This is a genomic window from Sorangium sp. So ce176, from assembly GCF_051519835.1.
Taxonomy (GTDB): Bacteria; Myxococcota_A; Polyangia; order Polyangiales; family Polyangiaceae; genus Sorangium; species Sorangium cellulosum_G.
Map to the genome: position 1 here is coordinate 9,855,062 of NZ_CP150371.1, position 26,909 is coordinate 9,881,970.

The 26,909-nt window shown below is 70.0% G+C and carries 24 protein-coding genes and 5 pseudogenes; 11 read left to right on the forward strand and 18 right to left on the reverse strand.

The features are described from left to right. The first annotated feature begins 108 nt into the window (after positions 1-108). The 3 genes and pseudogenes from WMF42_RS37290 (at position 109) to WMF42_RS37300 (ending at position 3,770) form a co-directional block, all read left to right on the forward strand. Positions 109-735 carry a glutathione S-transferase family protein gene (locus tag WMF42_RS37290; RefSeq protein ID WP_437687910.1) on the forward strand — a complete coding sequence of 209 codons (627 nt, stop codon included), beginning with the start codon at positions 109-111 and terminating at the stop codon, positions 733-735. Between the two features lie 731 nt (positions 736-1,466). Next, positions 1,467-2,999: pseudogene (gene istA, locus WMF42_RS37295) on the forward strand (IS21 family transposase); the annotation flags it as partial. 222 nt (positions 3,000-3,221) lie between these two features. Continuing rightward, entirely contained in the window at positions 3,222-3,770 is a 549-nt protein-coding gene (locus WMF42_RS37300; protein WP_437687912.1) for an ATP-binding protein, read from the forward strand. A 93-nt stretch (positions 3,771-3,863) separates the two neighbouring features. Here the strand turns inward: WMF42_RS37300 and WMF42_RS37305 are convergent, their stop codons facing one another. Next, entirely contained in the window at positions 3,864-5,654 is a 1,791-nt protein-coding gene (locus WMF42_RS37305; RefSeq protein ID WP_437687914.1) for a hypothetical protein, read from the reverse strand. Position 5,655: 1 nt separating this feature from the next. Continuing rightward, the gene (locus WMF42_RS37310) at positions 5,656-6,237 is read right to left on the reverse strand and encodes a YwqJ-related putative deaminase (protein ID WP_437687916.1); all 582 of its coding nucleotides are present in this window, start codon (positions 6,235-6,237) and stop codon (positions 5,656-5,658) included. Positions 6,238-6,348: 111 nt separating this feature from the next. On the opposite strand from WMF42_RS37310, the pseudogene WMF42_RS37315 reads away from it, so the two are divergent. Both WMF42_RS37315 and WMF42_RS37320 read left to right on the forward strand, forming a co-directional pair. Beyond that, positions 6,349-6,972: pseudogene (locus WMF42_RS37315) on the forward strand (JAB domain-containing protein); the annotation flags it as partial. Positions 6,973-7,738: 766 nt separating this feature from the next. After that, positions 7,739-7,990: a hypothetical protein gene (locus tag WMF42_RS37320; protein ID WP_061607917.1), complete on the forward strand. Its 252-nt coding sequence runs from the start codon at positions 7,739-7,741 to the stop codon at positions 7,988-7,990. Between the two features lie 434 nt (positions 7,991-8,424). On the opposite strand, the gene WMF42_RS37325 is transcribed toward WMF42_RS37320, so the two are convergent. The 4 genes and pseudogenes from WMF42_RS37325 to WMF42_RS37340 all read right to left on the reverse strand — a co-directional run. Continuing rightward, positions 8,425-8,931 carry an MBL fold metallo-hydrolase gene (locus WMF42_RS37325; protein ID WP_437687918.1) on the reverse strand — a complete coding sequence of 169 codons (507 nt, stop codon included), beginning with the start codon at positions 8,929-8,931 and terminating at the stop codon, positions 8,425-8,427. Between the two features lie 112 nt (positions 8,932-9,043). Beyond that, positions 9,044-10,657 carry a hypothetical protein gene (locus tag WMF42_RS37330; protein ID WP_437687920.1) on the reverse strand — a complete coding sequence of 538 codons (1,614 nt, stop codon included), beginning with the start codon at positions 10,655-10,657 and terminating at the stop codon, positions 9,044-9,046. Then, positions 10,654-11,592, reverse strand: a complete 939-nt coding sequence (locus WMF42_RS37335) for an RHS repeat-associated core domain-containing protein (RefSeq protein ID WP_437694395.1) — start codon at positions 11,590-11,592, stop codon at positions 10,654-10,656. Before WMF42_RS37335 ends, WMF42_RS37330 begins: the two co-directional genes overlap by 4 nt. A gap of 2,518 nt (positions 11,593-14,110) precedes the next feature. Beyond that, positions 14,111-14,968: pseudogene (locus WMF42_RS37340) on the reverse strand (DUF6531 domain-containing protein); the annotation flags it as partial. A 318-nt stretch (positions 14,969-15,286) separates the two neighbouring features. On the opposite strand from WMF42_RS37340, the gene WMF42_RS37345 reads away from it, so the two are divergent. Continuing rightward, entirely contained in the window at positions 15,287-15,538 is a 252-nt protein-coding gene (locus WMF42_RS37345) for a hypothetical protein (RefSeq protein WP_437687922.1), read from the forward strand. Positions 15,539-15,662: 124 nt separating this feature from the next. On the opposite strand, the gene WMF42_RS37350 is transcribed toward WMF42_RS37345, so the two are convergent. After that, positions 15,663-16,583: an MBL fold metallo-hydrolase gene (locus tag WMF42_RS37350; RefSeq protein ID WP_437687924.1), complete on the reverse strand. Its 921-nt coding sequence runs from the start codon at positions 16,581-16,583 to the stop codon at positions 15,663-15,665. 88 nt (positions 16,584-16,671) lie between these two features. On the opposite strand from WMF42_RS37350, the gene WMF42_RS37355 reads away from it, so the two are divergent. Both WMF42_RS37355 and WMF42_RS37360 read left to right on the forward strand, forming a co-directional pair. Further along, positions 16,672-17,565: a LysR family transcriptional regulator gene (locus WMF42_RS37355; protein WP_434043387.1), complete on the forward strand. Its 894-nt coding sequence runs from the start codon at positions 16,672-16,674 to the stop codon at positions 17,563-17,565. A 34-nt stretch (positions 17,566-17,599) separates the two neighbouring features. Beyond that, positions 17,600-17,935 (forward strand): hypothetical protein, encoded by a 336-nt coding sequence (locus tag WMF42_RS37360; protein ID WP_437687926.1) that lies wholly within the window; start codon positions 17,600-17,602, stop codon positions 17,933-17,935. A 48-nt stretch (positions 17,936-17,983) separates the two neighbouring features. Here the strand turns inward: WMF42_RS37360 and WMF42_RS37365 are convergent, their stop codons facing one another. Then, positions 17,984-18,379 carry a type II toxin-antitoxin system death-on-curing family toxin gene (locus WMF42_RS37365; protein WP_061607919.1) on the reverse strand — a complete coding sequence of 132 codons (396 nt, stop codon included), beginning with the start codon at positions 18,377-18,379 and terminating at the stop codon, positions 17,984-17,986. Between the two features lie 2 nt (positions 18,380-18,381). Continuing rightward, positions 18,382-18,576 (reverse strand): hypothetical protein, encoded by a 195-nt coding sequence (locus WMF42_RS37370; RefSeq protein ID WP_061607920.1) that lies wholly within the window; start codon positions 18,574-18,576, stop codon positions 18,382-18,384. 422 nt (positions 18,577-18,998) lie between these two features. Between WMF42_RS37370 and WMF42_RS37375 the strand changes: the two genes are divergently transcribed. After that, positions 18,999-19,187, forward strand: coding sequence for a hypothetical protein (locus WMF42_RS37375; RefSeq protein WP_437687928.1), 189 nt, complete (start codon positions 18,999-19,001; stop codon positions 19,185-19,187). Positions 19,188-19,196: 9 nt separating this feature from the next. Here the strand turns inward: WMF42_RS37375 and WMF42_RS37380 are convergent, their stop codons facing one another. The 5 genes and pseudogenes from WMF42_RS37380 to WMF42_RS37400 form a co-directional block, all read right to left on the reverse strand. Further along, positions 19,197-19,994, reverse strand: coding sequence for an alpha/beta fold hydrolase (locus tag WMF42_RS37380; protein ID WP_437687930.1), 798 nt, complete (start codon positions 19,992-19,994; stop codon positions 19,197-19,199). Positions 19,995-20,107: 113 nt separating this feature from the next. Then, on the reverse strand, positions 20,108-20,701 hold the full coding sequence (locus WMF42_RS37385; RefSeq protein WP_155798333.1) for a hypothetical protein: 594 nt from the start codon (positions 20,699-20,701) through the stop codon (positions 20,108-20,110). A gap of 5 nt (positions 20,702-20,706) precedes the next feature. Next, positions 20,707-21,099 carry a hypothetical protein gene (locus WMF42_RS37390; protein ID WP_061607924.1) on the reverse strand — a complete coding sequence of 131 codons (393 nt, stop codon included), beginning with the start codon at positions 21,097-21,099 and terminating at the stop codon, positions 20,707-20,709. A gap of 60 nt (positions 21,100-21,159) precedes the next feature. Further along, positions 21,160-21,420: pseudogene (locus tag WMF42_RS37395) on the reverse strand (DUF4336 domain-containing protein); the annotation flags it as partial. Between the two features lie 99 nt (positions 21,421-21,519). Further along, a complete protein-coding gene (locus WMF42_RS37400) occupies positions 21,520-21,975 on the reverse strand; it encodes a GNAT family N-acetyltransferase (RefSeq protein WP_437687932.1) in 456 nt (151 codons plus the stop codon). A gap of 247 nt (positions 21,976-22,222) precedes the next feature. On the opposite strand from WMF42_RS37400, the pseudogene WMF42_RS37405 reads away from it, so the two are divergent. After that, a pseudogene (locus WMF42_RS37405) lies at positions 22,223-22,387 on the forward strand (JAB domain-containing protein); the annotation flags it as partial. A gap of 21 nt (positions 22,388-22,408) precedes the next feature. Here WMF42_RS37405 and WMF42_RS37410 read toward each other — a convergent pair. From WMF42_RS37410 to WMF42_RS37420, 3 genes are all read right to left on the reverse strand, one after another. Continuing rightward, on the reverse strand, positions 22,409-23,167 hold the full coding sequence (locus WMF42_RS37410; protein WP_437694476.1) for a hypothetical protein: 759 nt from the start codon (positions 23,165-23,167) through the stop codon (positions 22,409-22,411). Next, a complete protein-coding gene (locus WMF42_RS37415) occupies positions 23,164-23,448 on the reverse strand; it encodes a hypothetical protein (protein WP_437687934.1) in 285 nt (94 codons plus the stop codon). The genes WMF42_RS37410 and WMF42_RS37415 overlap by 4 nt, the downstream gene beginning before the upstream one ends. 225 nt (positions 23,449-23,673) lie before the next feature. Continuing rightward, the gene (locus WMF42_RS37420; RefSeq protein WP_061607929.1) at positions 23,674-24,423 is read right to left on the reverse strand and encodes a glutathione S-transferase; all 750 of its coding nucleotides are present in this window, start codon (positions 24,421-24,423) and stop codon (positions 23,674-23,676) included. Positions 24,424-24,662: 239 nt separating this feature from the next. Between WMF42_RS37420 and WMF42_RS37425 the strand changes: the two genes are divergently transcribed. Next, a complete protein-coding gene (locus tag WMF42_RS37425; RefSeq protein WP_437687936.1) occupies positions 24,663-25,598 on the forward strand; it encodes an oxidoreductase in 936 nt (311 codons plus the stop codon). Positions 25,599-25,664: 66 nt separating this feature from the next. Here the strand turns inward: WMF42_RS37425 and WMF42_RS37430 are convergent, their stop codons facing one another. Next, complete coding sequence (locus WMF42_RS37430) at positions 25,665-26,660, reverse strand: metal-dependent hydrolase (protein WP_437687938.1); 996 nt, start codon at positions 26,658-26,660, stop codon at positions 25,665-25,667. Positions 26,661-26,909 lie beyond the last annotated feature (249 nt).

Here is a 26,909-nt window from a genome sequence, read left to right on the forward strand (position 1 = left end):
CGTGTCGAAAAAAAAACGAGGGCGACCGATGAGTCTTCGCCGCCGCCCCGGTCTCAAGGGGAACGTGCCTCGAAGCATGGGGCACCCACCTCGACAGGAGCACCGACGATGAGACTGTACGAATTTGCGCCGACCCGATCAATTCGTGCCCGCTGGACGCTGCAGGAGCTGGGGGTCGACTTCGAAGCCATCGAAGTCAACCTCAGCGCGGGCGATCATCACCGCCCCGAATTTCGCAAGATCAACCCCGCCGGCAAGGTGCCCGCGCTCGTCGACGGAGACTTCGTGGTCACCGAGTCGGTGGCGATCGCGCTCTATCTCGCGGAGAAGTACCCGCAAAAGCGCCTTTTGCCCACCGATCTACGGCAGCGGGCCGAGGTCGACCGCTGGCTTTTGTTCACCGTGACCGAACTCGAGCAGCCGCTCCAGCGCATCGTCAGGCACACGTCGATCTACCCCGAGGCGCTGCGCGTGCCTGCCGAGGTCGACCTCGCCGGCCGCGAGTTCAAACAGATGGCCGCGGTGCTCGAGGGGCACATGCAGGGCCGCCAATTCGTTGTGGGCGACGGCGTCACCGTCGCCGACTTCGTGCTCGCCTACACGCTCGACTGGGGAAACGAGGCCAAGCTGCTGGGCGATTGCCCGAAACTTATCTCTTACATGGAGCGAATGTACGCCCGCCCCAACGCAGCGCCGCGTATCGCACAGGCCGTGGCGAGCCTCGCGGCCAGGTAGGTCGCCTTCGCCGCCCGCGCCACGGGGGCTCCGAGCAGAGCGCCTTTTGAATCCAGAGCAAAGCCAGCAAGGTGCGCGCCTCGACTTCCCCGTGAGCGAGGGCTGCCAGCGCCACAGGCGTTGCGGGACGAAGTCAGAAGCTGGATCTTCACGGTCGTCGCCCGCACGTGCCCAGTGAAGCACTGTAAGGGGGCAGGAAGGTCGAGCGTTCACCCGGGATGCCTACGAGCTTGGGCCGAGGAGCTGATCGTCTCGTGATCGCGATCGCCGCGCTGCTGGCCGCGTGCGGCGGCGCACACCGTCCGAGTGGGCCCCCGCGGGGCGCGGTGCAGCCGCCCGCTGCCGCCGTGACGCCGACTGCGGCATCGACGGCGACCGTCGCCGGCTGGCCGACGGGGTCGCCCCTGCCGCCCGGCCCGGCGACCTGCGCTGCCGCGTCGGAGTTGTCGGTGATCCTCGCGTTGCGTATTCCGGGCCGACGTGACGACCGATTCCGAGCGCACGTGACGGCTCGTTCCGCGGGGACGTGACGGGGCGTTCCGGGCCACCCGACGGGGTGTTCCGACACACCTGACGGCTCGTTCCGACGCGCGTGACGGCTCGTTCCGACGCACGTGACGGCTCGTTCCGAGGGGCGTGACGGGCCGTTCCGGCGGGGGTGACGGCCCGTACGCGGCGCTCGCGGTCGCAGCCTCATCGCGTACATGAGCGCGATGTCGGAGCGGCTATCGATGCGGAAGGTTCGAGAGATTTTGAGGCTCAAGTTCGAGTGCCGGCGCAGTCGAACGGAGATCGCGGCGGCGGCGTGCATCGGCGAGAGCACGGTGAGCGGCTACCTGGCGCGGGCGGCGAAGGCCGGGCTGACGTGGGAGGTCGCCCGAGAGATGACGGACGCGGAGGTCGAATCGCAGCTGTTCCGCGATGTGGGCCGCAACGAGCCGCCCGCGCGCGTACCCATCGACTTCGCGTGGGTTCATCGCGAGCTGTCGAAGCCGTGCGTCACGCTGCAGACGCTCTGGCTCGAGTATCGGGAAGCAAGCGCGGCGCAGGCGCCGCTCAGGCCATACGAGTACAGCCGGTTCTGCGACCTGTACGCGGGCTGGAAGAAGAAGCTCGGCGTCGTCATGCGCCAGGTCCATCGCGCCGGCGAGAAGGTCTTCATCGACTACTCGGGTAGGAAGCCGCACCTCGTCGAGCGAACGACCGGCGAGGTGACCGAGATCGAGCTGTTCGTCGCGGTGCTCGGCGCGAGCAACTACACCTATGCCGAGGCGACACGCTCGCAGAAGCTCGCCGACTTCGTCGGCTCGACGGTGCGGATGTTCGAGTACTTCGGCGGCGTGCCCGAGGTGCTCGTCCCGGACCAGCTCCGCAGCGCGGTCTCCGGGCCGGATCGGTACGAGCCGGACGTCAATCCGACCTACCTCGAGATGGCGCAACACCACGGCGTGACGGTGATTCCGGCGCGGCCTCGGAAGCCACGCGACAAGGCGAAGGTCGAGGGCGGCGTGCTCATCGCGCAGCGCTGGATCCTCGCCTCGCTCCGAAACCGGAGCTTCTTCAGCCTCGCCGAGCTCAACGCCGCCATCGCGTTGCTGCTCGACCGGCTGAACGCGCGGCCGTTCCAGCGGCTCGACGGCTGCCGGCGCACGGCGTTCGAGAGCCTCGACAAGCCCGCGATGCGGCCGCTGCCGGCGCAGCGGTACGAGCTCGCCGAGTGGAAGCACGCCAAGGTGAATATCGACTACTGCGTTGCCTACGACGACCGCCTCTACAGCGCACCGTACACGCTGGTCGGCGAGCGCGTGGACATCCGAGCGACGGCGTCGGTCGTGGAGCTGTTCCACGGCGGCGTGCGCGTCGCGTCGCACGCGCGCAGCTACGGGCGGAAGGGGATGGCGGTCATCGTGGACGAGCATCGTCCCCGAGCCCATCGCGACTACGGCAAGTGGCCGCCGGAGCGCGTGATCGCATGGGCCGAGACGATCGGCCCGAACGTCGGTGAGCTCGCGCGAGCGATCATGAGCCGCCGCACGCACCCGGAGACGGGGTACCGGACGTGCCTCGGCGTGATCCGGCTCGCGGACAAGTACGGGCGGGAGCGCGTCGACGCCGCATGCGTCCGCGCGCTCCGCATCGGCAGCCCCACCGCGAAGAGCGTGACCGCGATCCTGAAGAACGGCCTCGACCGCGCGTCGCTGGTCGAGCCGCCGCCCCGGGGGCCCCTGGCGCACGAGAACATCCGCGGTGCCGAGTACTTCGACAAGGAGCAGAGGAGTGATCTTGGAAGAGACGATACAGAAGCTGGTCGAGATGAGGCTGAATGCGATGGCGGCGATGCTGCGAGAGAGGGCGGCTGCGCCACCGACGGAGCCGCTGTCCACTGAGGAGATGATCGGGCTGCTCGTCGACCGCGAGTGGACCGCACGCGAGAACAAGCGGCTGCATCGCCTGCTGAAGGATGCGCGGGTGCCGGGGGCGCGTGCATGGAGGACTTCTCTTGCGACGCAGGGCGTGGCGTGGACAGGTCCTTCGCTCGGTCGCTGGGCTCCTGCCAGTGGGTCCGAGCGAAGCAGAACGTGATCGTGTTGGGAGCGACCGGAGCCGGCAAGAGCTTTCTCGGCGGCGCGCTCGCGCAGGCCGCCTGCAGGCAGGGCTTTCGTGCCCTCGTGATCCGTACGCCGCGCCTGCTCCAGCAGCTCGCGGTCGCACGTGCCGACGGGACCTACGCGAACGCCCTCGCGCGCCTCGCCAAGGTCGCGGTGCTTGTCCTCGACGACTTCCTGCTCGCGCCCATGACCGATGTCGAGAGGCGCGATCTGCTCGAGGTCCTCGAGGACAGATACGATACATCGTCGACGGTGATCACCTCGCAGATACCGACGAAAAGTTGGCACCAAGCCATCGGAGAGGTGAGTATCGCCGACGCGATCTGTGACCGCGTTGTCCACAACGCGCACGTGGTGACACTCCGCGGCGGGTCGATGCGAAAGAAGAAGGCGGTGGCTCCCGAGGTGACCGAGACGAAGACCTGACCGCGCTCGTCGCTACGCTCCGGTCCACGTCACGCCGGACTGGGCCGTCACGTCGCTCCGGAACGAGCCGTCACGTCCGTCGGAATACGCACTTCAGCGCCAGACGAAGCGGTAGCGCTCGGGCCCACCGTAGATGCACAGCTCGCGCTCCGTCTTGTCCCACGTGTCGCCCCAGAGCCGCGCGCGCACCACGACGGGCTCCTCCGGCGCGGACGGCGATGGATCTCCCTTCACACCGAACACCGCGACGGCGGCGTCGGAATCAACCTGGAGCGCCACCTGGAGGGCGAGCACCAGGTCTCCCTTGTTGCGCGCAGCGACCGTCGTCCGTGGCTCGCTGTCGTAGGGATCCGCCGCGACGTCGAGCACCGAGACGCCGTCGCGGTACCACATCGAGGCATGCTGGTCCGTGCCCTCCGGCACCGGCTCGGCACCCAGCGCAGCCGCGACCGCCGAGCCGACACGCGCCTTGATCTGGCAGGAGCACGGGAGCTCGCCCTCGTCCGCGCTGGCGGCGCCGAGGCGCTCGAGGCATACCGGCCAGGACACGGCGATCGGCGTGGGCTCCAGGTGCTCGTCCTCCAGGTGCACGGTGCCCTCGGCGTCGACGGCGTAGCTCACGCTGCCCAAGATCTCGGCGCCGATCGGGACGAGCTGGCCCTCGTCCACGCTCGCGGCCTCCTTCGCATCTGGCCGGTCCGGCCACGCGCCGACGATGCCGAACGGCCCCCACTGCACGTTGGCGAAGCGAAGGCCGCCCAGGCGCTCTTCGAAGTCGAGCGCCGCCTCGTGCGCCGGTAGCTCCCAGCAGGAGAGCAGGTGCTCGAGCGAGGCCCGCTCGCCCTTGCGCCGGGGGTCGACGCGCGCGCCGAGCCGCAAGAGCCCACGGACGGCGCGCGGCGTGAGCAGCGGGCGCAACGTGTCCTCGGCGCCGGTGAAATCGCGGAGGCGTGCACCCCGAGCGTCGACCGTCTCCCAGGACAGCAGCGTGCCCGCGAAGAGCCGTGTTTGCTCCAGACGCGGAGGCCCTGGCGGCGCCCACACATGGCCGGAGGTGCCGTCCTCCCCAGCGCCCGCGAGGAGCGCGACCGCGCCGCCTTCGAGGAGCACCTCGGGTGAGGGCGCCACCGGCGCGCTCCTCGGCGGTTCGATCTGCAGCTCGGCGCCGGCCGTCGTGAGCTCCGCGCCGAGCGCTCCGCACGCCGAGCCCGCGGCCCGCAGCGCAGCCACCGCGTCCTCCAGGGCAAGGGTCCACACGAGCGTGTCGCGCTCCCCCTCGTCCCGCAGCGGGTGTCCGTCCGCGATGACGAGCGAGCCGCGGCGGAAGAAGCGGTGAAAGCTGTCCGTGGCCTCGACGGCAGGCTCCGCCCCGAGCGCTCCCGCGAGCGCCGCGCCCACGTACGGCCGGAATCGCAAGCGCAGCGCCCCTTTCGCCAGCGGCTCGACGCTGGCGAGGAGGGCGAGCTTCTCGAGCAGCGTCCAGGGGTTCGTCGCGACCGGGGTGAGCTCCTTGTCTCGCGGCGCGTCGCGCATCCGATAGAGCACGCCGCGGGCATCGATGAAGTACGCCGCACCTCCGCTGCGACCGACGGGGATCGCTGCCTCTCCGTCGGGCGTCCGCCTGGTCGGCCCGTGCGCCAGTCGGCGAGCCGTGGCGAAGGTGAGCGACAGCGCGGGCACGGAGAGTCCGCCGACGTCGCGATGGAACTGAAGCGCGGCGTCGAGCTCCGGGAGCCCCTTGCTGCGCAAGGCCTCGCGGAGCGTTGATTCATCCACGCGGCCGGCCTCCTCAACCTGAACGCCCAGGGCAGTCAGCGTGCGCCGCGCGTGCTCCGACAGCTTCTCCAGGACGGTGTTCAGCTCCTCTGCCACCTGCGCGCTCATATCACACCGGTCTTCCGTAGTTTTCGTGCCGCTGGTAGCTCACGCCCTCGGGAAGTGGGTCTTTGAGCCAGTTCGGATCCTTCGGGCTCGAGAAGTTCGTGCGCTCGCCGATCCCCCTCTTCGCCCCCTTCTTCCCGGTCAGCGCAGGGTAGCCTTCTTGGATCGTATCGGGTCGAGGGCCACCCCACTTCGAGTGCAAGTTCGCGAGGAGCTGGCTGCAATTGGCGCAGGGGGCGCGGTCGACGGCCTCTTGGCTCCCGTTCGCCGGGTTCTGGGCGCTGATGCTTGTGATCGAGCCGAGACATTTCCGGATGTCTGCGTGATCCTGCGGGTTGTCCGGATCGAGCGGCTTGCCGTCCCGGTTGTCCTTTTCCCACTTCTTTATGTAAGCCGTGAGCGCGCGGGGCTCCGCGCACGACGTTGGATCGGGACCGCCGGGATATTTGCTGTTGACCTTGGGCGGAAGCGATTGCTTGACGATGTCGTGAAGATCCGGGTTCGTCCCGCCCCCGGGATCGCCGTCTCTCACACGACCGCGATGCGGCGTACCGCAGGGATTTGACGCCCCCTCGTCGGTCGTCACCGGCTCGAGTGCCGCAACCCCGCTTCGGTTGGAGCCCGGCCCCGGAGGAGCACCTCGCCGCCTCTTTGCCCGCGCCCTCACCCGCTCTCGGAGGTGGCCCCGATGAGCCCGATGAGCCGCGCCCCCGTCGACGCCCCCGCCGAGACGGCGGCCGATCTCCCGACCGCGACCGAGGCCGCCCTCCTCGAGATGGTGCTCGGCCTGCCCGGCGTCGGCCCGCGCATCCTCGGCACGACCGCTCTCCCCTCCCTCGGCCGCCTCTCGCCCGCGGCCCTCGCCGAGCGCACCCAGATCGCCCTCTTCGACGCGACCCGGCTCGCCGCCGCCTTCGAGCTCGGCCGCCGCTATTACGCATCCCGCGCCCGCCGGGGCGCGCTCCTCAACGACGCCGCCCGCGTGGCGCGGTACTTCGGCCCGAGGCTCGCTCCCCTCGTCCACGAGGAGCTCTGGATCGCCGCCCTCGACACCCACGGCCGCGTCCGCGAGGCGCGCCTGCTCGCCCGCGGTTCCGACGACGCCCTCTATGTCGGCCGCTCCACCGTCCTGCGCACGGCGCTGGACATGGCAGCCCACAGCTTCGTCCTGGCCCATAACCACCCCAGCGGCGACCCGACGCCGACCCGCGAGGACGAAGACATGACCCTGGAGCTGCGCCACCTCTCCGAGGAACTGCACGTCCCGCTCAAGGCCCACGTCATCGTCACCCCCAGCGGCCGCTACGCCGCCGTCCACGAGGTTGCCCTCGCCACGCGCAGCGCCCCGCCGCCGGCGCGCCGGCGTCCGCACCGGGGGCCCGGCATCGTGCGCCTGACGTGCGACCTCGACCTGGATGGCGCGCGAGAAAGGCGCTCGCGGGGTCGGGCGGTGGGAGCCACTCGGCCGCTGCGACGTCCAAGGCGGGAGGACTGCGACGGGAGTACGCGCTCAGGGCGACGACAGCCGGCCGGCCTCCGGAGCCATGCTCGCTATCGTCGGGGATCACCACCCTGGTACAGTGGGTCAGGCGCCCGACGCCGATGCATGATCGCCAAGCCGAACGAACAGGGGCCGAACCCTCCGGCGCCGAGAAGAGCTGGGATCAGCGGATACTCGAAAGAGTCCCCTCGGGCGTTGATGCATCGCTCATCGCCGAGAACCTGCGCCTGACGCCCACCGAGAGAGTCGAGCGGATGCGGAAGGCACTGGAGTTCATCGAGGAAGCGAAGTCGGCCCATGGTGATCGACGTTCAGCGCGTCGTTGAAGCGCTCGTCGGTGAGCATGTCGATTTCGTGATCATCGACGGGCTCGCGGGTAATCCAAGGCCGACTTCAAGCGACGTGTGCGCTCCTGCACGGCAGGAGAATGGGAGGTCGGCTCCGCTGGATCTGGCAAGGAGCTCGGACGTCGGCCGGGAGCGAGCGTGGGGCGAGGGAGGGCACCCAGCCGGAACGACACCCCGCCTCGCGAGGGACCAGCGGCGAGCCCTTCCCGTGCGAGCGGTTTCTGCTAGACTCATGCTGTATGTCGATGGTCGACACCTCGCCGCAAGCGGACGCACGCTACCACGAGCTGCTCCGGCGCATGCCTCCGGAAAAGCGGCTCGAGGCTGCGATGCGGCTGAGCCAGGCGGTCCGTGAGCTCGCCCTCGCGAGCATCCGTTCTCGCCACCCAGGGGCGGACGAACAGGAGCTTCGCGTTCGCCTCACGGTGAGACTGTACGGGCACGACTGCGCGCGCCGGCTGTTCGGTCACGTGCCGGCCGACGCCATGTGACGTCATGAGCAGCTCGACGGATGTTGTCTCCGCGCTCGATGTGGCGTTGCGCGTGGCCGCCGCGCTCGAGAGCCTTGGCTGCGAGTACTTCATCGGCGGCAGCCTCGCGAGCTCCCTCCAAGGTGAGCCGCGCGCGACGAACGATATCGACCTGGTCGTCGCGATGACGCCCCGTCATGTGCGCGCGTTCGCGGAGCTGCTCGGCCCGGACTTCGAGGTGGATCAAGAGGTGCTTCGCGACGCCCTGGCCCGCGGAAGCTGCGCGAACATCTTCTACCTACCGATGGTGACGAAGATCGATATCTTCGCTCTCGGGCCGAGCCCCTACGATGAGGTCGAGTTCAGTCGCCGGCGAAAAGTCAAGGTCCGACCCCGGGGCGCTCGCCTCGTCCTCCGGGCCTCCAGCGTGTCACGGAGCGCCTGCCCGGGCGCGGTCACAGCGACTGGTGCCCGAGGCGCACCTGCATCGACGGGTGGCGGGCAGCGAGGGCGCGGAGAAAGGCGAGGCTCCTGGCGCTGCCGGCGCTGTCGTACGAGAACGTCCCGGGCTCGACGTCGTTGCGCCAGCCCCAGACGGTGTGGCACACATCGCCGGTGAAGAGCACGGGTCCCTCGGGGGTTCGCGCGACGTAGGCGACCGATCCCGGGGTGTGCCCCGGCGCCGCGAGAGCGAAGAGCGAGGCGTCGCTGAACACGTCAATCGCGCCGCTCTCGTCGAATACCCACTCTTGAAGGGCCGCGCGGCCCTCGAGGAGCTGGTCCACGACAGGCTGCGTCAGCGCATGGAAGGGGCTCTCGAACGCGGACTCGCCGGGTCCGACGAAGATCGGGACGTCGCGCGCCACGTCGGCCAGGCCCAGCACGTGGTCGAAGTGCAGGTGCGTGAGCAGCACGTCGGCCAGCGGCCGGTCGCCGCGCCAGGCGCCGAGGCCGGCCTCCACCCGCAACGCGCCGAAGTTGAACGCCTGCCCGACGGCGCCAGTCCTCAGGGGATGGTCGTGCGCCGCGAGCGCCTGCGCCGGTTCCCCCGACCTCGGTCGGGGACCTGCGGGTTCAGTGATCGGAGATGACCACCCCTGCGTGGGCGCATGCGGCGAGCTCCTCGTCGGTCGGGAAGGACTCGGTGTCCTGCAGGACGCGCACGGGGCGGCCGGCGGCGGCAAGCGGGCGCAGGAGCTCGCAGAAGCGCTTGGTCGAGATGGCGATGAGCTGGAAGTAGGCGTCGAGTCCCAGTACCGCCTTGCGGTGCCGCAGCATGAAGCCGGGGCCGGCATGATAGGTGTGCCCAAAGGTGTCGAGCTTTCGCTCGGCCGCGCCGTGCAGCTCCTTGAGCAAGCGCTCGGCGTCGGCGCGCTGGAGGAACCCGCCCATGCTGGCCTCGGTGCGCCAGCGCTGGAGCTTCCAGTCGAGCGCGAGACGCAGCAAGGTCGACTCGAGGTCGTCGCCGCCGGGTTCGAGGTCGTCGCCGAGGCTTCCCGCAACATAGCAGCGCCCCTCCTCGTCGATGCAGAGCCAGCGCATCTTGTCGACCTTGCCCACCTGGCGCACCGGCTTGCCCTGGATGTCCTTGATCCGCTGGTCGCCCGCAACGGTCTCCGCGACGTATCCAGGCGCGATGAGGGGCGCCACGCCGAGCAGACTCCACGGCGCGAAGTCATCTTCCGCGATGACGCCGCCGTGGTCCCGCTCCACCGCGGCGAGGACGGGCCAGAGGTCGTCGCCGAAGAGCCTGCGCAGGTCCTCTTCGGAGCGCCGGAAGCGATCCAGGCGGTGGATACGCCGGGCGAACAGGTATTCCTGCAGCTCGGGAATCGGGGCAAACAGCTCGGTCGCCGGACGCGTGCGCTGGACGAGGAGCTCGCCGTCTTCCCACTCCGCTCGCTCGGTGGCGACGTCCCCGTAGTGGAGGGCCTGCTCGATCCGCCGCCCTTCGGCGACTTGAATGGAGATCTCCGCGATGCCGGCCACCTGGTGGAGCTGGGCGCCCCTGGGCACACGCTGGAGATCCTCGACGAGCATCGCCTCGGCGCGGCCGTCGTGCAGCCCAAGCTCCGCGCCGGCGGCGCGGGCGGCCGCGAGCAGCGCGGGCACGTCCTCGAAGCGGCGGGCGGCGGCGCGATCCCGGACGATGAACCAGCGGTCGTCCGACCAGCACGTGTCGTGCGGCGCCGAGGCAGCGCCGTTCTCGGCGGCGCGGAGCTTGTTCGCGAGCTTCCTGGCCTCGTCTCCAGCGCGCCAGTGGATCGAGAAGCCAACCAGGGCGGGCGTGGGGGAGAGCTCGGCGGCGAGGCGTTCCAGGAACGCGCGCAGATCGCTGCAGAGGCGCTTCTCGTACCGGCCGAGGTACACAGCGCCCTCTCGCTGCGTCAGGAGCACGCGCCGGCCCGAGGCGTGCCTTGCGATCACGAGGTCGGGCGGGCCCGAGCGGTGGCGGCGGAAGCTGCAGTCGAACTCGGCGAGGGCGCCGAAGTCGTAGTCGCCGAGGAGGGGCAGGCCGCGGTCCTGGGTCAGCGCGAGGAGCAGGTCCGCCGCCTCGGTCCAGCGGGGCGGGCAGCCGGGCGGCGCGAGCTTCGCGAGCGTGCGGCGGTCACAGGCGCGCCGGATGGGTGCGCGTTCGGCCAGCGCGGAGAGGGCCTCGGAGAATCCCTGGACAGCGCTCATGGTCATGTGACCCTCTGGAACCGATCGCCCACCACCCTCCAGGTGCCCACGTTCTGGATGCCTCCCGGGCGGTTCGGTCGTGTGAGGCGGTTGCTTGGGTTATCGTGATAAATGGGGTTCTGCGGGTTCATGGCCCCGCCGACCTCGCTCGGGCGCGGCGGCTTGCGGCCCGCCATGGTCCACAGCCGAGGGATGAGCTGGGAGCAGTTGGGGCAAGCCGGGATGTTGCTGGTCCCGGTCTCGGACTCCATGCCCTGCACCTCGCCGAGCGCTGCGCGCAGGTTGCGCCGCCACCCGGGCTGACCCGGCGTGCATGACCTGCCGGTGCGCTGCTCCCACTCCCGGAGGTGGTCGCTCAGCACGTGGGGCTCGGCGCACTGCTCCGCAGGCTGCGGCTCTATCGGGTGCCGGGCCGGCTGCCGCGGCAATGCCCTCTCGACGGCCGGATGAAGCCGGCTTGGGCTGCCACCGCTGCTCCTCGTGATCGGATCCCCGACCGTGCGCGTGAGTGTGCAGCGAACGAGCGCGTCGATGTCGACGTGCTCGACCGGCATGTTGTCGACATAGGCGTAGGGCTTGAGGCTGCCCTCGATGCGCAGCGGCTCCGGGCTCAGGTAGCAGCCCGTCTCGGGATCGTAATAGCGATTCCGGTTGTAATGGAGCCCGGTCTCCTCGTCTGCGTACTGGCCCGGGAACCGAAGCGGGGTCCTGGGCTCGCCGTCGACCCGCCCGTACAGGGTAGGGTCGAGGGGCTCTAAGCAGGGCCCCATCGCTCGTAACGAGCGCCTCGGGCGCGCCGTTCGGGCCTTCGACGTAGTACAGCAACTCCGGCGTTTGCCCGGCCCTGGTCTCGCGCTGTGCCAGTGGCAGCACCGTCCCCGGCAGCACGACATAGGTCCGCTCCTGGACGATCGGATCGCCCGCCGCGAGCGCAGTCTCATGGATCTCGCGCACGAGCGCGTCGCCGTACCAGGCGTAGCGGGTCACGCTCTCGACGCGTCCGGCGCGCTCGACGCGCTTCTCGGTCCGCCGCGCGAACGGATCGTACGCGAAACGGACCGTCCGCCCGTCGGGTAGGCGCACGGCCATGAGCTGGTCGTCGTCGGCCCAGGTGAACGACCAGGCTCTCCCGTCGGGCGCCCGCTTGTGCGACACGCGCCCCAGCGCATCGTAGGCGTACTCGACTTCTCCCCTTCGGACGAGGCGGCCTCCGGGAGCGTACTCGCGTGGGGCGGCCGGCTCGTAGAGATCGCCGCTCGCGCCGTAGCCGTACGACTCGGCAACCGCGTGCTGCGCTCCCTGAACACGACGCTTCTCGACGACACGCCCATTCGCGTCGCGCCGGAGCTCGACGCCGACGCCGCTCGCGTCGTCGACGGCTGCGAGCAGGCTGGCCGGCGAGTAGTGATAGCTGCGCGCGAAGGTTTCGCCGAGCGGGATCTGGCCGACCCACGCCGGCTCGCCCGGCCCGACGTGCGGCGTTGCTCGAGGGCTCAGGACCTGCACGCGGGCGAGCATGCCGTCGGGCGTGAAGCCCTGAACGATGCGTCCGCCGCCGGGCAATACCTGCTCGAGGACGCGGCCAGAGGGGTCGTATTGGATCTGTATCGGCGCGATGTCGCCGTGATGGAGCCGCACCGGGCGGCCGGCGACGTCGCGCTCAACCGCGATCGCGCCGAATGGGCCCTCCGCGCGTACCGCCTTGCCCATGACGTCGTACGCGGTCTCGACCGTGGTGGTCGCGCCACGGTCGACGAGGCGCTCGTGCACGATCCGGCCGCGGGCATCGTAGGTGTACTCGCAGGCGCTATCGCCGCTCCCGACGTGTACGACGCGGCCGAGCGCATCGTACTCGATCCGCTCGACGCGCCCATCGGAGAAGCTGCGCCCGACGAGGCGGCCGCAGGGGTCGTAATCGAGCTCCGTCAGACGCGCGTCCTCGCGGACAGCGAGGATCTGTCCCATGGCGTCGAGCCGGTAGGAGATGGCGCGGCCGTCGAAGGTGCGCTCGCCAACGATGCGGCCCTCGGTGTCGCGCTCATAGACGTGTTCTTCACCTACCTCGTTGATGACCCGTGCGAGGTCCTGCTCGCGGTCGTAACGATACCGGACGATCTGACCATCGGTGCGCACGACCTCCGTAACCACGCCGATGCCTCCCCAGCGGAGCAGGGTGGCACGGCCATCGGCGTCCAGGATGCGCGAGACGTTGCCGTCTGCGTCGTACTCGTAGACGACCTCAGCGCCCCCGGGGGTGCGCATGCTGCGGGTGCGACCACAGGCGTCGTAGGTGAAGAACGTCTGAAGCCCGCGCTCGTCGGTGAAGCCCACCACGCGGCCCAGGTAGTCGTACCTGATGTGGCGTGTGGCGCCGTGCGGCTCGACGACGGAGGTCCGGTTGGCGAGGGCGTCGTACTCCATGCGGGTGACGCCGCCGTTCGGCAGGGTGGCGGTGACGAGGAGGCCGCGGGGGTCGTAAGCGAAGGCGACGACCAGCCCGAGTTCGTCATGCACGGAGAGCACGTCGCCCCAGGCGTCGCGCTCATAACGGGCGACGCCACCCAGCGCGTCGCGCATCTCCACGACGTCTCCGCGCTCGTCGTGCACGTAATCCGTCAACGCTCCGGTGGGATCGACGGATCGCAGCAGGCGGCCTTCGGTGTCCCGCTCGGCGCGAGTGACGTGGCCTAGCGCGTCGATGTACTGGGTGGGCTCGCCCGCGTCGTCGTACGTATAGCTGTGCACGCCCCGTGACCAGGTGACCAGCGTGGGCTGGTCGAGCGCGTTGCCGTGTACGCGCCGGATGCCGCGCGAGGTGACGACTTCCGTGCTGTCGGGGCCGTACTCGAGGCGCACGTGGAGGAAGCCCTTGGCCCGCGTGGTGTGATCGGCGAGGAACTCGGGGATGGCGGCATCGAGTCCGTGATTGCCTTCGCGGTGACACCAGCTCTCGTAACATCTGCCTTCCTGGTCGTAGCGGAACTCGGCGACCAGCCCGCCGGGCTCGGCGCGCCGGAGGAGGCGGTGGTCGACGTCGTACTCGTAGCGCGTCGGCTGGCCCTCGCCGTCGACGGCTGCGACCAGGTCGCCTCGGTCGTTGTACAGGTACGTGCGGAAGGAGACGCGGCGGCCCTGGGCCTGCGCGTTCTTGACCTCGAAAGCGGCGATGTGTCCGTCCGGGTGCCTGCGCACAGTGACCACCCTTCCCACGCTGTCGAGGACGGTCGCGAGCTTGCCGCGTTCGTAATGGAGGCTGATCGCGTTGCCGCGCCGGTCCACGATGCGCGACAGCTTCCACCGCGAGCCCTCGGCCTCGCCGAAGAGGTACGCGAGCCCATTTCGATCGATCACGTAGCCCCAGGGGTGTCGGGTGAGCTTGCCGCAGGGCAGGCGCACCGATGCCCCCTCGGCAGGGCGCGGCGTCTCTGTCGGGTTCGCTCCCGGCTCGATCACGAGGATCGAGCGGCGGCGCTCGTCGATCGTCCAGGCGAGCGCGTGGGTCCAGCCGAAGCCGAGGCCGAGATCCTCGTGGGCCAGGGAGCTGCTGTAGCTGCGAGTGATGATGAGCGGGATGGTGCCGGGCAGCGCGAGATCGACGACTGCCGTGGTGTAGACGCGCCCGGTGATCGGGTCGACGGGGTCCCCCGCCTGGGTGCCGCGGCCGCCGTGGCTCGGGTTCGGGCATCCGCCACCGCTGCCCTGCCCGCAGGAGCCCGCGTCCTTGCCGCCGCCGCTCGCGCCGCTGCCGCCATTCTTGCCGCCGGCACCCTGTTTGTCGCCGCGTCCGCGACCGCCTCGTCCGTTGCCGCCGCCGCCACCACCTCCTCCTCCCATGATCCAGGTGCCGGGGTTCATGCCTGGAATGGCGGGGATGTTGGGCACGGGAGCGGTACGAGCCACGGCTCCATCTCTCGCCGAGCGGGTGCAGGTGTCAACCCGGTCTGGTCCGACCGGATCCTCTCCGCGGCTGGATCGTCGCCGGGCGTTCGCGCCATGGGGCGCGGGCGTTCGGGTAGTGTCAGGGCGCGTCGCGCGGGCGCAGCCCGTGTCGCTGAACGCGGCGGACGCGGCGGCTAGCCCGACCCGAGTCGCCCCAACCTGGGTCGGGCTGCTGTCCGCTCCGGTCGCGCTATGCGAGAGCGACCGGCTCGGCCGTGATCGGCTCGGCGTTGACTGGCTCTGCCGGCTGCCGCTTGGTTCGGCACCATCGCTCGCAACGGGCACGGTGGTGGGGCACCGCATCAAGGGTCGACCCGCACTCACGCATCGCCTCCGGCGACCGCCAGCGCGCCGGCGTCCGCGCTGGAGGCCCGGCATCGTGCGCCCAACGTGCGACCTCGACCTGGATGGCGCGCGAGAAAGGCGCTCGCGAGCTCGGGCAATGGGAGCCACCCGGCCGCTGCAACGTCCAAGGCGGGAGGACCGGCGACGGGCGTACGCGCTCAGGGCGACGACAGCCGGCCGGCCTCGGATTCATGCTCGCTCGCTGTCGTCAGGGATCGCCGCCATCGTACAGCGGGTCAGGAGCCCGAAGCCGATGCGTGACCGCGAAGCCGAAGGAACAGGGGCCGAACCGTCCGACGCCGAGAAGAGCTGGCATCAGCGGATACTCGAGGTCTGCTAGACTCATGTTGTATGTCGATGGTCGACACCTCGCCGCAAGCGGACGCACGCTACCACGAGCTGCTCCGGCGCATGCCTCCGGAAGAGCGGCTTGAGGCTGCGATGCGGCTGAGCCAGGCGGTCCGTGAGCTCACCCTCGCGAGCATCCGCGCTCGCCACCCAGGGGCGGACGACCAGGAGGTTCGCGTTCGCCTCACGGTGAGGCTGTACGGGCACGACTGCGCGCGCCGGCTGTTCGGTCACGTGCCGGTCGACGCCATGTGACGTCATGAGCAGCCGTGGTGGTTCAGCCGCTCGTGCGAGCGCGCCATCGTGGGCATCAGACCCCGGGGCGATGGCCTCGTCCTCCGGGCCTCCAGCGTGTCACGGAGCGCCTGCCCGGGCGCGGTCACAGCGACTGGTGCCCGAGGCGCACCTGCATCGACGGGTGGCGGGCAGCGAGGGCGCGGAGAAAGGCGAGGCTCCTGGCGCTGTCGGCGCTGTCGTACGAGAACGTCCCGGGCTCGACGTCGTTGCGCCAGCCCCAGACGGTGTGGCACACATCGCCGGTGAAGAGCACGGGTCCCTCGGGGGTTCGCGCGACGTAGGCGACCGATCCCGGGGTGTGTCCCGGCGCCGCGAGAGCGAACAGCGAGGCGTCGCTGAACACGTCAATCGCGCCGCTCTCGTCGAATACCCACTCCTGAAGGGCCGCGCGGCCGTCGAGGAGCTGGTCCACGACAGGCTGCGTCAGCGCATGGAAGGGGCTCTCGAACGCGGACTCGCCGGGTCCGACGAAGATCGGGACGTCGCGCGCCACGTCGGCCAAACCCAGCACATGGTCGAAGTGCAGGTGCGTGAGCAGCACGCCGGCCAGCGACCGGTCGCCGCGCCAGGCGCCGAGGCCGGCCTCCACCCGCAACGCGCCGAAGTTGAACGCCTGCCCGACGGCGCCAGTCCTCAGGGGATGGTCGTGCGCCGCGAGCGCCTGCGCCGCGCCGGTGTCGATGATGTACAGGCCCCGGGTCGGGTGCGCGAGCGCGTGGAAGCTGATCTCGACCGGCTCGGCGCCGTCGGTCAAGGCGGCGGCGCGCTCGTGCTCGAGGTTGATGAGCCCGCTGCGGCTCGACTCCCAGCGCGCGCTGACGACGCTCTCGACGGTGATGGGGCCTGCGTCATCGAGGAGCGCCTCCATCGCCTGAAGCGTTGTCGGCTCGCCGAGGGTGGCTTTCCCCGCGTCATGCGTCGACGCGGGCGGGGCCTTCGGCGCCGGGGATGGCTCCGTGCAGGCGCCGAGCAGCAGCGCAGAGGCGAGGAGTGTGCGGGACACGAGAGCGGTGGCGTGGATGGACATGCCGCCAGTGTGCTCTCGAAAAAATGGATGAAAACTGACGAAACCAGCATGTAGATATACGCAGATGAATATCTCCTGGGACGACGCGCGGCTGTTCCTCGCGGTGGCGGAGGCAGGCAGCCTGAGCGCCGCCGCGCGCAAGCTGCAGATGACCCAGCCGACCGTGAGCCGGCGCCTGGCCGAGCTGGAGGCGGTCCTCGGCGAGCCCCTCTTCGACCGGGGCGTCGCTGGCGCCGCGTTGACGGCCTACGGGGCCGGCCTCATCGAGCCCGCGCAGCGGATGGCCGACTGGGCCGCCGAGCTGACCCGCGCGGCCGAGCGGCGACACGCGCCCGCGGGCGTGGTCCGGATGACGGCGCCCCCCGGCGTCGCGCACGTGTTCCTCGCCCCCTTCGCCGCGGCGATCTCGTCGCGCACGCCGGGCATCGAGCTGCACGTGGTGTCCACGGTGCGCCCGCTCGATCTGATCAGGCGGGAAGCGGATCTTGCGCTGCGGCTGGGCGCCCCCGCCGATGAGACAAGCGTCGCCTCGGTGGACCTCGAGCTGCGCGCCTTCGCGTCGGAGCAGTACGCGGCGCGCGTGGCGGGCAAGACCGACCCGGCCGATCTTGCCTGGATCGGCTGGGCGCCGCCGTTCGACGACCTCTCGCCGAACACCGTCCTCCGGCGCCGGATCCCGGGATGGCGCCCGTCCTTCGCGTCCGACGACTACCTCGTTCAGATCCGCGCGTGCGAGCTCGGTCTCGGCGCGATGCTGCTCGCGCGCGAGCACCCGCATTTCGGCAGGCGGCCGCCGCTCTGTGAGCTGAAGGTGGACCTGCCGCCCGTCCGACGCCCGCTCGTCCTGCTCTGCCCGCGCGGCGCACGCGCCATTCCGCGCGTGCGCGCGGTGCTCGAGCTCCTCGTGGAGAGCCTGCACGCGTGGCGCCCGCCCAAGGGAAGGGCCGCGCGGCGCTGACGGCGCCGTCCGCCAGGGATGGGCACGGCGCGTCGTGGCGCGGGCGCCGGCGGCTTCGATCGCACACACCAGCCTGGGCATCGCCCCGCACAAGGAGCCGGAGGTCGCCGTCGCCCATCTCGGGATCTCGATCGATTACGGCGGCCTCGGCCTGGAGGCGCTGCCGCGCGGGGCGGTCGAGGAGATCCTGAGGGCCTATCCGCGGCTCGAGATGAAGCAGGAGCTCCGGCGCGCCCTCTGCGGCGTCGTGGAGCGGAAGCCGCACACAGCGGCCGGCAATTTCCTCTCGGACTTCGGCCGCCGCCACGTGCCGGGCTTTCAGCCCTTCGACGCCAGCGCCCTCCTGGAGGGCGCCCCCTTCGAGAGCTGAGCGAGGGCAGCATCGGCGGCGTCGAAGGCCGCCAGGTGGGATGCCCTGCTAGACGAGAGTCTCCCGTCGCCGAGCATGCTGTTCCAGCCAGGCGAGGAGCTGGTCCCGTGAAAGCGTGCCGGAGGCAAGCGAGAGCATCATGCGCTCTTGTTCGTCGACATTCACGTCAAGGGAGTAGCCGTTCAGCATCAGGAAGACCTCCATCGTGGCGTGACCGACGCGCTTATTTCCATCGACAAACGGGTGGCCTTGCACGAGTGAGAAGCACAGCGTCGCTGCCTTGGCGACGACAGTAGGATAGAGATCCTCGCCTCCGAAGGTTGCCTTTGGCTGGGCCACGGCAGCCTCGACGGCGCGCAGGTCCCGAACGCCTGCGGCCCCACCGCTCGCCGCCAGAACCCGCTCGTGGAGGAAGAAGACCTCCGCCAAGGTCAAGTAGCGCACTTTCAGGCGAGCCGCCTGTACAGCTCTGCGTTCTTCTGGAGGACGACCTCGGCGGCAGCGCGGAACTCGTCCTCCGGGGTCGTCAGCAGATCCGCCACAGCGGCCCGCGCCAGCTCTTCCGGCTGCAAGCCGAGACTCTTTGCGCGTTCATTGAGACGGTCTGCTTGCGCGGGCGACAGGTCGATGGCGAGCTTCATCGGTTGCAGTGTACCCCGGCCGCCCCTTGCTCGTCACCCAGCAACATGGGTAGGCCGGCGAGCGACGGATCCCTCCCTGGGAGGGCAACGGCCGATGGGCAGTTGCATCTGATGCAGGAGAGAGACGAACTCCGGAGCGGTCGGGTGTAGCGGCGTGCCAGGCGGAGCCGTTCCGTCCCCGGTCGAGCCGTGTCGTTCGGCTCACGCCTCCCCGGTCTCAACCTCCGGCCCGGGTATCGCGGCGAAGCAGGCGGCACCGGGCTCGGAGGTCGCCCGGCCATCGGACGGCGAACCACGCAGCGCAGTCGGACCTCTCCAGCAGGTCGAGCACACCCGAACTGTCGGCAGCTTCCCTTGCTGCGCCAGCAGGGGGCGCGTGCTGCGCGTGTGCTGCTGGCGCAGCAGGCGGCGGGCGGCGCGGCGTGACGCCGCGAGCTGACGCGCCGGCCCCGTGCCGTGGCGCCGGGGGCGGCGAGGCGGTCGCCAGAGGCCTGCTCAGCGGCTTTCGCGTGCTCGCGGCGCTCTATGCGGTGCTGATGGTGTGGCAGGGGCGCGGCTTTCTGACCGAGAACCCCCAGCCCGTCGCGCTCGCCGAGGGCGAGCCGGAGTGACGGCAGCAGCTACATCAGCTCACGCAAGAACGACAGGACCACCTCTCCGAGGCGCTCGGGTTGTTGAAATGGAAGGCCGTGGCCGGCGTCCTGCACCTGCTCGACCCGTACGCGTGGATTGAGGCTCCGCAGCTCCGTTGCCATCTCGAGCGTGACGACGGGGCTGCTGTCACCGATGACGAGCAGGCTCGGGACGTCGATCGCGCTCACCACGTCGCGGTACTCGGGGCTCGGCGGCGTGAGGACGTCGAACGCGCCCATGCGGGTCTTCAGCCTCGCCTCGGCTTGCAGCTCGACGAGCTCGGGCGAGCGACCCGGGTGTCGAGCTCGGGCCTGCGCGACGAGGTCAGACTTCTGCAAGCCGAGGGCCTGGCGGTGTTGATCGGCGACGTCGCTGTCGCGCACCTCGCGCTGGCGCTCGGGGCTCAAGAACGTCGGGTCGACCAGGATGAGGCCGCGGATGACCCCCGCCGCTCGACTCGCCACGACCGCAGCGGTCATGCCGCCCATCGAGTGGCCGAGCAGAACCGGACGAGAGAGCTCCAGACCACGGATGAGGCCCACGACGTCGCTCGCGTGATCGTCGTACCGGTATCCGTGGTGCGGCGCGCTCGAGGCGCCGTGCCCTCTGGCGTCGGGCATGACGACGTCGAATTCACCTTCGAGCGCCCGCGCCAGGGGAGTCCAGCAGGCGCCGCTCCCCATCAATCCATGGAGCAGAACGACGGGATACCCGACGCCTCCAGTTTGGAGGTAGTGGATGTTGATGCCGTTCGTCTCGCAGACTCCGCTGATCCAGGTCGTCATGGAACTGTCCCTGCCTGCCGCAGCTTCGCACGTGAAATGAAGTGGTTCAGGTCCAGGTACGCGTATATCGGAGAACCACGGCCGCCGTCTGCTGCAGCGCCCGGTGCGGCGGCCTACTCGAACGGAGCCTCGTGGACTCCGAATACGCGCTGCTTGTACCGCCGTCCCGCGTCGAGGTCGACCTGCCGCCAGTCGAGAACCTGCCCGCCCTCATCGAGGAACAGCTCGGCGCCGCGCGGGTACTCCCGCCCGTCGATGACTGACGGCGAGGCGAGCACGACGAGGCTCGGACGGCCATCCGGGTAGACCCAGGCGTGAAACTCGGCGGAGCACGGGAGCCCGCCGACCAGTTGATCGGCCTCCAGCCGCTGCGAGTGCTCGAGCAGCCCCCCGGCCTCGTCGAGCGTGACCCGCGCGCCGGCCGGGACCGGCACGCCCGCGAACTCGTGGGCGGCGGCAAGGGTGGCGTTCAGGAGAGCGCCGCTCTCGTGAACGTAGACGATGCCGGGGGCGCAGGCCACGCCCCCGATGACCACCGGTCGGGAGAGCCGAGCGAGCCGGAGCCGGCCGCCGGGGAAGAACACCACGTCGCAGCCGCCGGCGCACGGAAGTCCCTGGATGTCCGCGTCGCGGACAAGGGTCGCGCCGTGGATTGAGCCGTCGGGGAACAACTCCGCGCCCTCGTCCAGGTACTCGATGCCGCTCACCACCATCATTGCCCCAGGTGAGAAGGAATCGCGAAGTTCCAGGCTTCGGCGATCTGTTGAACGGGTCGATCCGTGATCGGATCGGCGTGGGCCACGAGGATTCGCTGGAGCGGCAGCGCGCGCATCTGCGCGATCGATTCAGCCACCGGCGTGCTCGCACGAGTATGCATTCGGACGTCAGGGGGCGTCCTGACTTTTTCGTAGCGTCCCCAGACGCGCGCTGCAATCCGCCAGCTCCAGTGGTCGCGCGCGCAGGCGGAAATGAGCAGATCTGCAGCGATCAGGGAACCGCTGGCTGGGTGGAAGAAGACGGTCTCATCGAGAAAGGGAACGCCCCTTAGCTGAACAGGGATCAGCTCAGGCGTGGAGCGGACATACGCCGGTTCGTCCGTGCCCATGGTCAAGCTGACGTGCGGGTTGCGCGACTGGGCAGACCTTGGTCCGACGACATGTGCCTTTGGGTATCGAGCGGCAGTAGCTGGAGCTTGTAGATGATGCCACCGATTAGGCACCACGATCCAACGCACCTCGCCGAGCGCGTCGAGCGCCGCGCATACATCGTCAGTGGGTGTGCAGGGGCTATGAACCCACAGGGCATCACCCGAGAGTCGGACGACGGTAGTTCTCGCTCGCATCCGAACACCGCCGAACCATATCGGACGTTCGGTGACCCATATGGAGTCCGGCACGACAACCTCGAAAACGCTGGCAACTGCCATCAGGGTAGCCTCCGTGTCGGTCTAACGTTTGAGCTCACCCGCGCGCGGAAGCCGGCTGTAGCGCGTGGGGCGCAGCGAAGGGTCAGGCCACATGTTCGCCTACAGGCGCATTGTCATGAACACACTGTTCGGGTCTTCCATGTACTCGCCGAACGGCCCGCAGTACGCGAAGCCGAAGCTCTCGTAAAGTCGTTGAGCTGGCTTGAATGCTTCCGCCGAGCCAGTCTCAAGGCTCAGGCGTTCGTAGGATCGAGACCGAGCGACGTGAATTATATGAGCGAGGATCGCTCGTCCCGCGCCTCTGCGACGAAGTGCGGCAGGGGTGCGCATGGACTTCACTTCGCCGTGCTTGCGGTCCAGCTCTTTGAGGGCACCGCAACCAAGCAGGAGCGAGGCCTCCCAAGCGGACCAGAACGTGACCTCGGGCCTGCGAAGCTTCTCGAGATCGAGCGCGTGAACGCTCTCGGGCGGAGACAGCTCGTACATGCTCTGCAAGTGTTCATTCAGCAATGCATGGATTGCCGGTCGAGAGAGGTCGTCGATCTCGATTATCATTGGTGAGGCGGCTCCTCTCTGCGCCCTGACGTCTCAATCAGCTGTGCTGCGCGCCATATCTTCGCTGATCGTCGCTTCCGCGTGGAGCGTCTTGAACTCCGACCCAACCCCAACGTGCCGCCCCCACGCATCGTGGAAAGGTAGCGTAGCCGACGGCTGCCCCACCTTGTCAAGGAGGCCAGCGCAGGACCGTGCGGTCTCTACACCGGACGGAGGCGCGAGCGGGTCCTCGATGCCGATGAGCGCGATGAGCCGCGCCCCCGTCGACGCTCCGGCCGCGACGGCGGCCGAGTTGCCGACCGCGACAGAGGCCGCCCTCCTCGAGATGGTGCTCGGCCCGCCCGGCGTCAGCCCGCGCATCCTCGGCACGGCCGCTCTCCCCTCCCTCGGCCGCCTCTCGCCCGCGGCGCTCTGGGTTGAAGTCTGCAGCATGTCAGTCATCTCTCTTGATCCCGAGCGCCTTCGCCACGAGTCCACGCAGGACCCCGCTCTGCTTCACGGCTGGCACCCCCTCGTTGGGATAAGCGTCCGCGCCACCCACGTACCCCTGGAGCTGGTTGTAGATCGGGTCAGCTTGGACATCGGGACGCTCGAACGCTGCCTGGGTGGCAGGCAGGAGATATCGCGGCTTCGCGCCCTGGTCCCCATCGCGGGACAACATGACCGTCTCGTAAACCCTCGCGTCCGTGTAAAAGGTTGCAAACTTGACAGCAGCATCCTTGCACTCCGCAGAGCTGCACTGCGGCGACAGTACGAGCGCATCGGTGAACAGGAGAAGTCGGTTCGCCTGGCCAAGCGTCGCCGGCACGATCGTCACCTTGCTGGGGTCTGTGCCCTTGCGCGCAGCGTCGTGCAGCCGCTCCGAGTATCCGAACAGAGCGTCGACTCGCCCTGCGGCGAAGGCCTCCTCGGCGTTACCGCCGCAGTGGTTCTTTCCCTCGTGGGTGCACGCTCGACCTACCTTCGTCAGGTTCGCCTCGACATCCTTGTCGAGCTTGGAGTGCGTCGTCGCCTCTGATGCTGACGCGGTGGGGTGAGCATCGACATAGGCGTCGAGGTACAGCATGATGGATTCCCAGCTACCGTCCATATCACCCGCCACGTCAACGCTAGCCGCTCGCCCGGCAGCGGCGAGCGTCCCGAGAATCTGGTCGAGAGATGAAGCCGCCTTGATCTGGGGCAAGCTGCTCATGAAGACAGGTCGCCGACGTACTCGTTCGGCTTCCAGTCGTGGGACTTCGCAGGGTCGCGGACAACGAGGTCAATCGCGGGGTTCGACCTTTCAAACTCCTCTTCGATCCACTTGACGTAGGACGCATCGCCAGGGATCCACGGGAATGGCGACACCTTGAGCTGAAAACGACCGGCAGATGGAGTGATGGGCGGCGCAGCGTGCTCCGCGACGCCTGATGCATCCGGACTGGCTTGCGAGCCGCCGCATGCGGGGTTGAAGGCACAGAGTACCGAGATCATCGATCTTCGACGCGTTTGTTCTCCGCTGATCTATCGATCGCAAGATCGCCTTGGAAGTGCAAGCATGTGCCGCGACCGAGTACAGTGACCTCGGACCGGCCAACATCGGGACGCGGGCGAGCACGAGGCACGTGCGCCGCTCAGGGGAGCGGGAATCGTCACGTGCGCGGAGTGGCCAGCTCGTGGTGCGCGACGGCTCCCCGTTGAACGGCTCGCCGCCGAGGTTCAGCGTCTCTTCGACGGCGCCGGATCGAGCTCCGGATAGCGCCGGAAGATGCCGTCTTCGTTGAACGGTATCCGCCGATCCGAGGCCAGGTAGGCCGCGATCCGCGGGCGCTCGGCCACGCGGTCGTGCAGCGCGACGAGCCCGGGGATCCTGGGCGCGAAGGCGGCCATGGCGTGCGGGAACGCGTAGCGGAGGCCCTCGATCACCTGGAACAACGAGAGATCCACGTACGACATCGCGCCTCCCAGGAGGTGACCGCCGCCGTGGCGTTCGAGGACGCGCTCGAAGTAGCCGAGGAACTTGGGCATGCGCTCGGCGACGAACGACTGGCTGCGGCGGAGCGCCTCGGGCTTCTGGTCCTCGTAATAGAGCTCGACGGAGATGGGGTGATGCGTGTCGTGCACCTCGGCGACCAGATCGGTGATGGTGAGCTGGAGCTGATGGGCGCCGAGCCTGCTCGCCTCGTCGTCCGGCGCGAGGCCGAGGCGCGGGCCGAGGTAGAAGAGGATGTTGGCCACCTGGGCGATCACGAGCTCGCCGGAGCGGAGGAACGGCGGCGCGAAGGGCTCGAGCGCGAGCGCGTGGCTCTTCATGAGCTTCTGCATGGCGGCGACGCCGCCGTGCTTCGCCGCGGGCAGGCGGGCGACATCGACATAAGGAGCGCCGGCGTCCTCGAGCGCGAGGCGCACGAATTCGCCTCGGCCCTGAATGCTCGGCCAGTAATACAGCTCGTACGTTGGCGCGTTCATGATGGAGTACTCGCGCCGGCGCGGGCCGCGGTCAATGGGCGCGCCGCCGAGCGGTCCGCCGGGTCCCGCGCGGGCACGCGAGCCGGTGCCCCCTCGATGCGCCGCTCCACGCTGTCGCGGACGATCGCCTCGACCCGCGACGCCCTCGTCAGGGAGCGCCTGTAGACCGCCCCCGACCTCACCCCCGCGCGATTGTTGAAACCGGAACGACCATTTCGATGGTATCCGAGGAGAAGACGATGGACTTACGAAGAGATTCGCGCGCGCGGTGGACCGAGGCCGACATCCCCAGCCAGGTGGGCCGAGTCGCTGTCATCACGGGCGGAAACACAGGCATTGGCCTCGAGACGGCCCGGGCGCTGGCGGAGCGCGGAGCCACTGTCGTGCTCGCGTGCCGCGACATGGAGAGGGCCGGCGCCGCGGTGGAGCAGATCAAGGCCCGCGCCCCCGGCGCGACAGTGCGCGCCGTGCGCCTCGATCTGGGCTCGCTCGCGTCGGTCCGCGAGGCCGCCGGCGAGCTCCGGGCCGCTCACGACCGCATCGACCTGCTCATCAACAACGCCGGCGTGCTGTCGTTCAAGCGCGAGGTCACCGCCGACGGCTTCGAGCTCCAGCTCGGCGTGAACCACCTCGGCCACTTCGCCCTCACCGGCCTCGTGCTCGATCGGCTGCGCGACGTGCCGGGCTCGCGCGTCGTGACGGTGTCCAGCCTCGCGCACCACCAGGGCGACATCGACTTCGGCGACCTGCAGAGCGAGCGGGCGTTCCGGGGGTTCCCCGCGTACGGGCGCTCCAAGCTCGCGAACCTGCTGTTCACCTACGAGCTCCAGCGCCGGCTCGCCGCGAGCGGGGCGAAGACGATCGCGCTGGCCGCTCACCCCGGCGGCTCGTCCACCTCGATCACCCGCAGCGCCCCTGGCTGGTTTCGCCGCATGGGCAAGGTCGGCGCGTGGCTCCGGGTCGGGCACAGCGTCCCGATGGCCGCCCTCGCGTCGCTCCGCAGCGCTGTCGATCCGGGCGCGCGGGGCGGCGAGTACTACGGGCCCACGGGGCTCTTCGGGATCACGGGCTTCCCCCTGCGCGTCGCGTCGAGCGCCCGCTCCCGTGACGAGGTCGCGCAGCGCCGCCTCTGGGAGGAGTCCGAGCGGCTCACCGGCGTGACCTACGCCCTCTGACCCTCGTCAAGGGTCGGTCCTCCGACGACCGGACCGCGGCCTTTCGACAGCGCGCGGGCGGCGCGGCTACTCTCGCCAGCGGTCGAGGAGCTCGCGGGCCGAGCCGCCGCGCTCGAGGCGGGCGCGCGTCACCGCGCCGTCCGGGGCGACGTCGACGATGAACTCGAGCGTCGGGTCGCCGCGCAGGTGGTAGCGGAGGTCGGCGACGCGCACGGTGGTCCCGCCGTCGCCGGCGGGGGCGTGGCGGACCACGGGGAAGCGCGCCCAGGCGAGCGCCTCGCGCACGGTGGGCACGGCCGCGACGCGGGAGGGGACCGGGCCGCTCGGCGCGCGCGCGACCCGGCGCTCCTCGGTCGGCGCGCCGCCGAGCAGGCTGACCGTGCCGGCGGCGTACGCGTCCTCGTGCGTCGCGAGGAAGCGCCATGTCGTCACGCCGAGCATCGCGGGGAAGACGGCGACGCGTTGCGCTTCGGGGTGGGCGGCGGCGACGCGGGCGACGAGGACCTGCTGCGTCGCGATCCGACCGCCGACGTACACGGCGGCGACGGCGGCCCCGGCGAGGAGCGCGCGCCGCCAGCGCGCCGGCCGGCGCCACGCGACGAGCGCGCCGAGGGCGAGCGGCAGCGTGACAAGCGGGTCGAGCACGCCTGTCCAGTCGAGCGTCAGGCGCGCGTCCGAGAACGGGAGGAGCAGGCGCGTCCCCCACCCGGTCCATAGATCCGGCAAGAGGTGCGCGAGGGCGACCGAGAGGACGCTGAACGCGTAGACCGGGCCGAACCGGGCCCGCCGCCCCAGGACGAGCCAGGCGATCCCGGCGGCCACCGCCGCCACCGCCGGCGCGAAGAGGAGCGCGTGCGACGGACCGCGGTGCGCGCGCAGCGTGCGCAGCACCGCGTCCCCCGCCGGCCAGAAGTAGTCGAGATCCGGCAGCTCGGCGGCGATCACGCACGCGAGCAGCACGGCGCTGTCGGTCGGCGACGCGCGCCCCTCGCCGGGCCTCACGTCGGGTCGACGCGATGCGCCGACCGCCAGCCCGAGGAGCCCGTGCGTGAGCGTGTCCATGAACGTCGTCAGCTAGCTCATGGCCCCGAGCGCGCGCAAGGCCGTGGCCCGCTCCCCCCCCATGGAGGTTGCCGCCGCCACCTCGAGGGCGGCGCCACCAGGGGGACGCGCCGCGACGTCCCGCGGTCCGGCGCCGGCCGGCGCCTCCATCCGGCGTGTGCGGGCGCGCCACGCGCGCCGAAGCAGCCACAAATCAAAGTAATTTCAACAAGATAGATCACCACCATCGCCCTGGAGCGCGCCGCGATC

Coding starts and splice junctions, on each gene's coding strand:
- WMF42_RS37290 (WP_437687910.1), top strand. CDS start 109: ATGAGACTGTACGAATTTGCGCCGACCCGATCAATTCGTGCCCGCTGG.
- WMF42_RS37300 (WP_437687912.1), top strand. CDS start 3,222: ATGGAGGACTTCTCTTGCGACGCAGGGCGTGGCGTGGACAGGTCCTTC.
- WMF42_RS37305 (WP_437687914.1), bottom strand. CDS start 5,654: ATGAGCGCGCAGGTGGCAGAGGAGCTGAACACCGTCCTGGAGAAGCTG.
- WMF42_RS37320 (WP_061607917.1), top strand. CDS start 7,739: ATGTCGATGGTCGACACCTCGCCGCAAGCGGACGCACGCTACCACGAG.
- WMF42_RS37330 (WP_437687920.1), bottom strand. CDS start 10,657: ATGACCATGAGCGCTGTCCAGGGATTCTCCGAGGCCCTCTCCGCGCTG.
- WMF42_RS37335 (WP_437694395.1), bottom strand. CDS start 11,592: ATGAGACTGCGCTCGCGGCGGGCGATCCGATCGTCCAGGAGCGGACCT.
- WMF42_RS37345 (WP_437687922.1), top strand. CDS start 15,287: ATGTCGATGGTCGACACCTCGCCGCAAGCGGACGCACGCTACCACGAG.
- WMF42_RS37355 (WP_434043387.1), top strand. CDS start 16,672: ATGAATATCTCCTGGGACGACGCGCGGCTGTTCCTCGCGGTGGCGGAG.
- WMF42_RS37370 (WP_061607920.1), bottom strand. CDS start 18,576: ATGAAGCTCGCCATCGACCTGTCGCCCGCGCAAGCAGACCGTCTCAAT.
- WMF42_RS37380 (WP_437687930.1), bottom strand. CDS start 19,994: ATGACGACCTGGATCAGCGGAGTCTGCGAGACGAACGGCATCAACATC.
- WMF42_RS37390 (WP_061607924.1), bottom strand. CDS start 21,099: ATGGGCACGGACGAACCGGCGTATGTCCGCTCCACGCCTGAGCTGATC.
- WMF42_RS37400 (WP_437687932.1), bottom strand. CDS start 21,975: ATGATAATCGAGATCGACGACCTCTCTCGACCGGCAATCCATGCATTG.
- WMF42_RS37410 (WP_437694476.1), bottom strand. CDS start 23,167: ATGAGCAGCTTGCCCCAGATCAAGGCGGCTTCATCTCTCGACCAGATT.
- WMF42_RS37415 (WP_437687934.1), bottom strand. CDS start 23,448: ATGATCTCGGTACTCTGTGCCTTCAACCCCGCATGCGGCGGCTCGCAA.
- WMF42_RS37420 (WP_061607929.1), bottom strand. CDS start 24,423: ATGAACGCGCCAACGTACGAGCTGTATTACTGGCCGAGCATTCAGGGC.
- WMF42_RS37425 (WP_437687936.1), top strand. CDS start 24,663: ATGGACTTACGAAGAGATTCGCGCGCGCGGTGGACCGAGGCCGACATC.
- WMF42_RS37430 (WP_437687938.1), bottom strand. CDS start 26,660: ATGGACACGCTCACGCACGGGCTCCTCGGGCTGGCGGTCGGCGCATCG.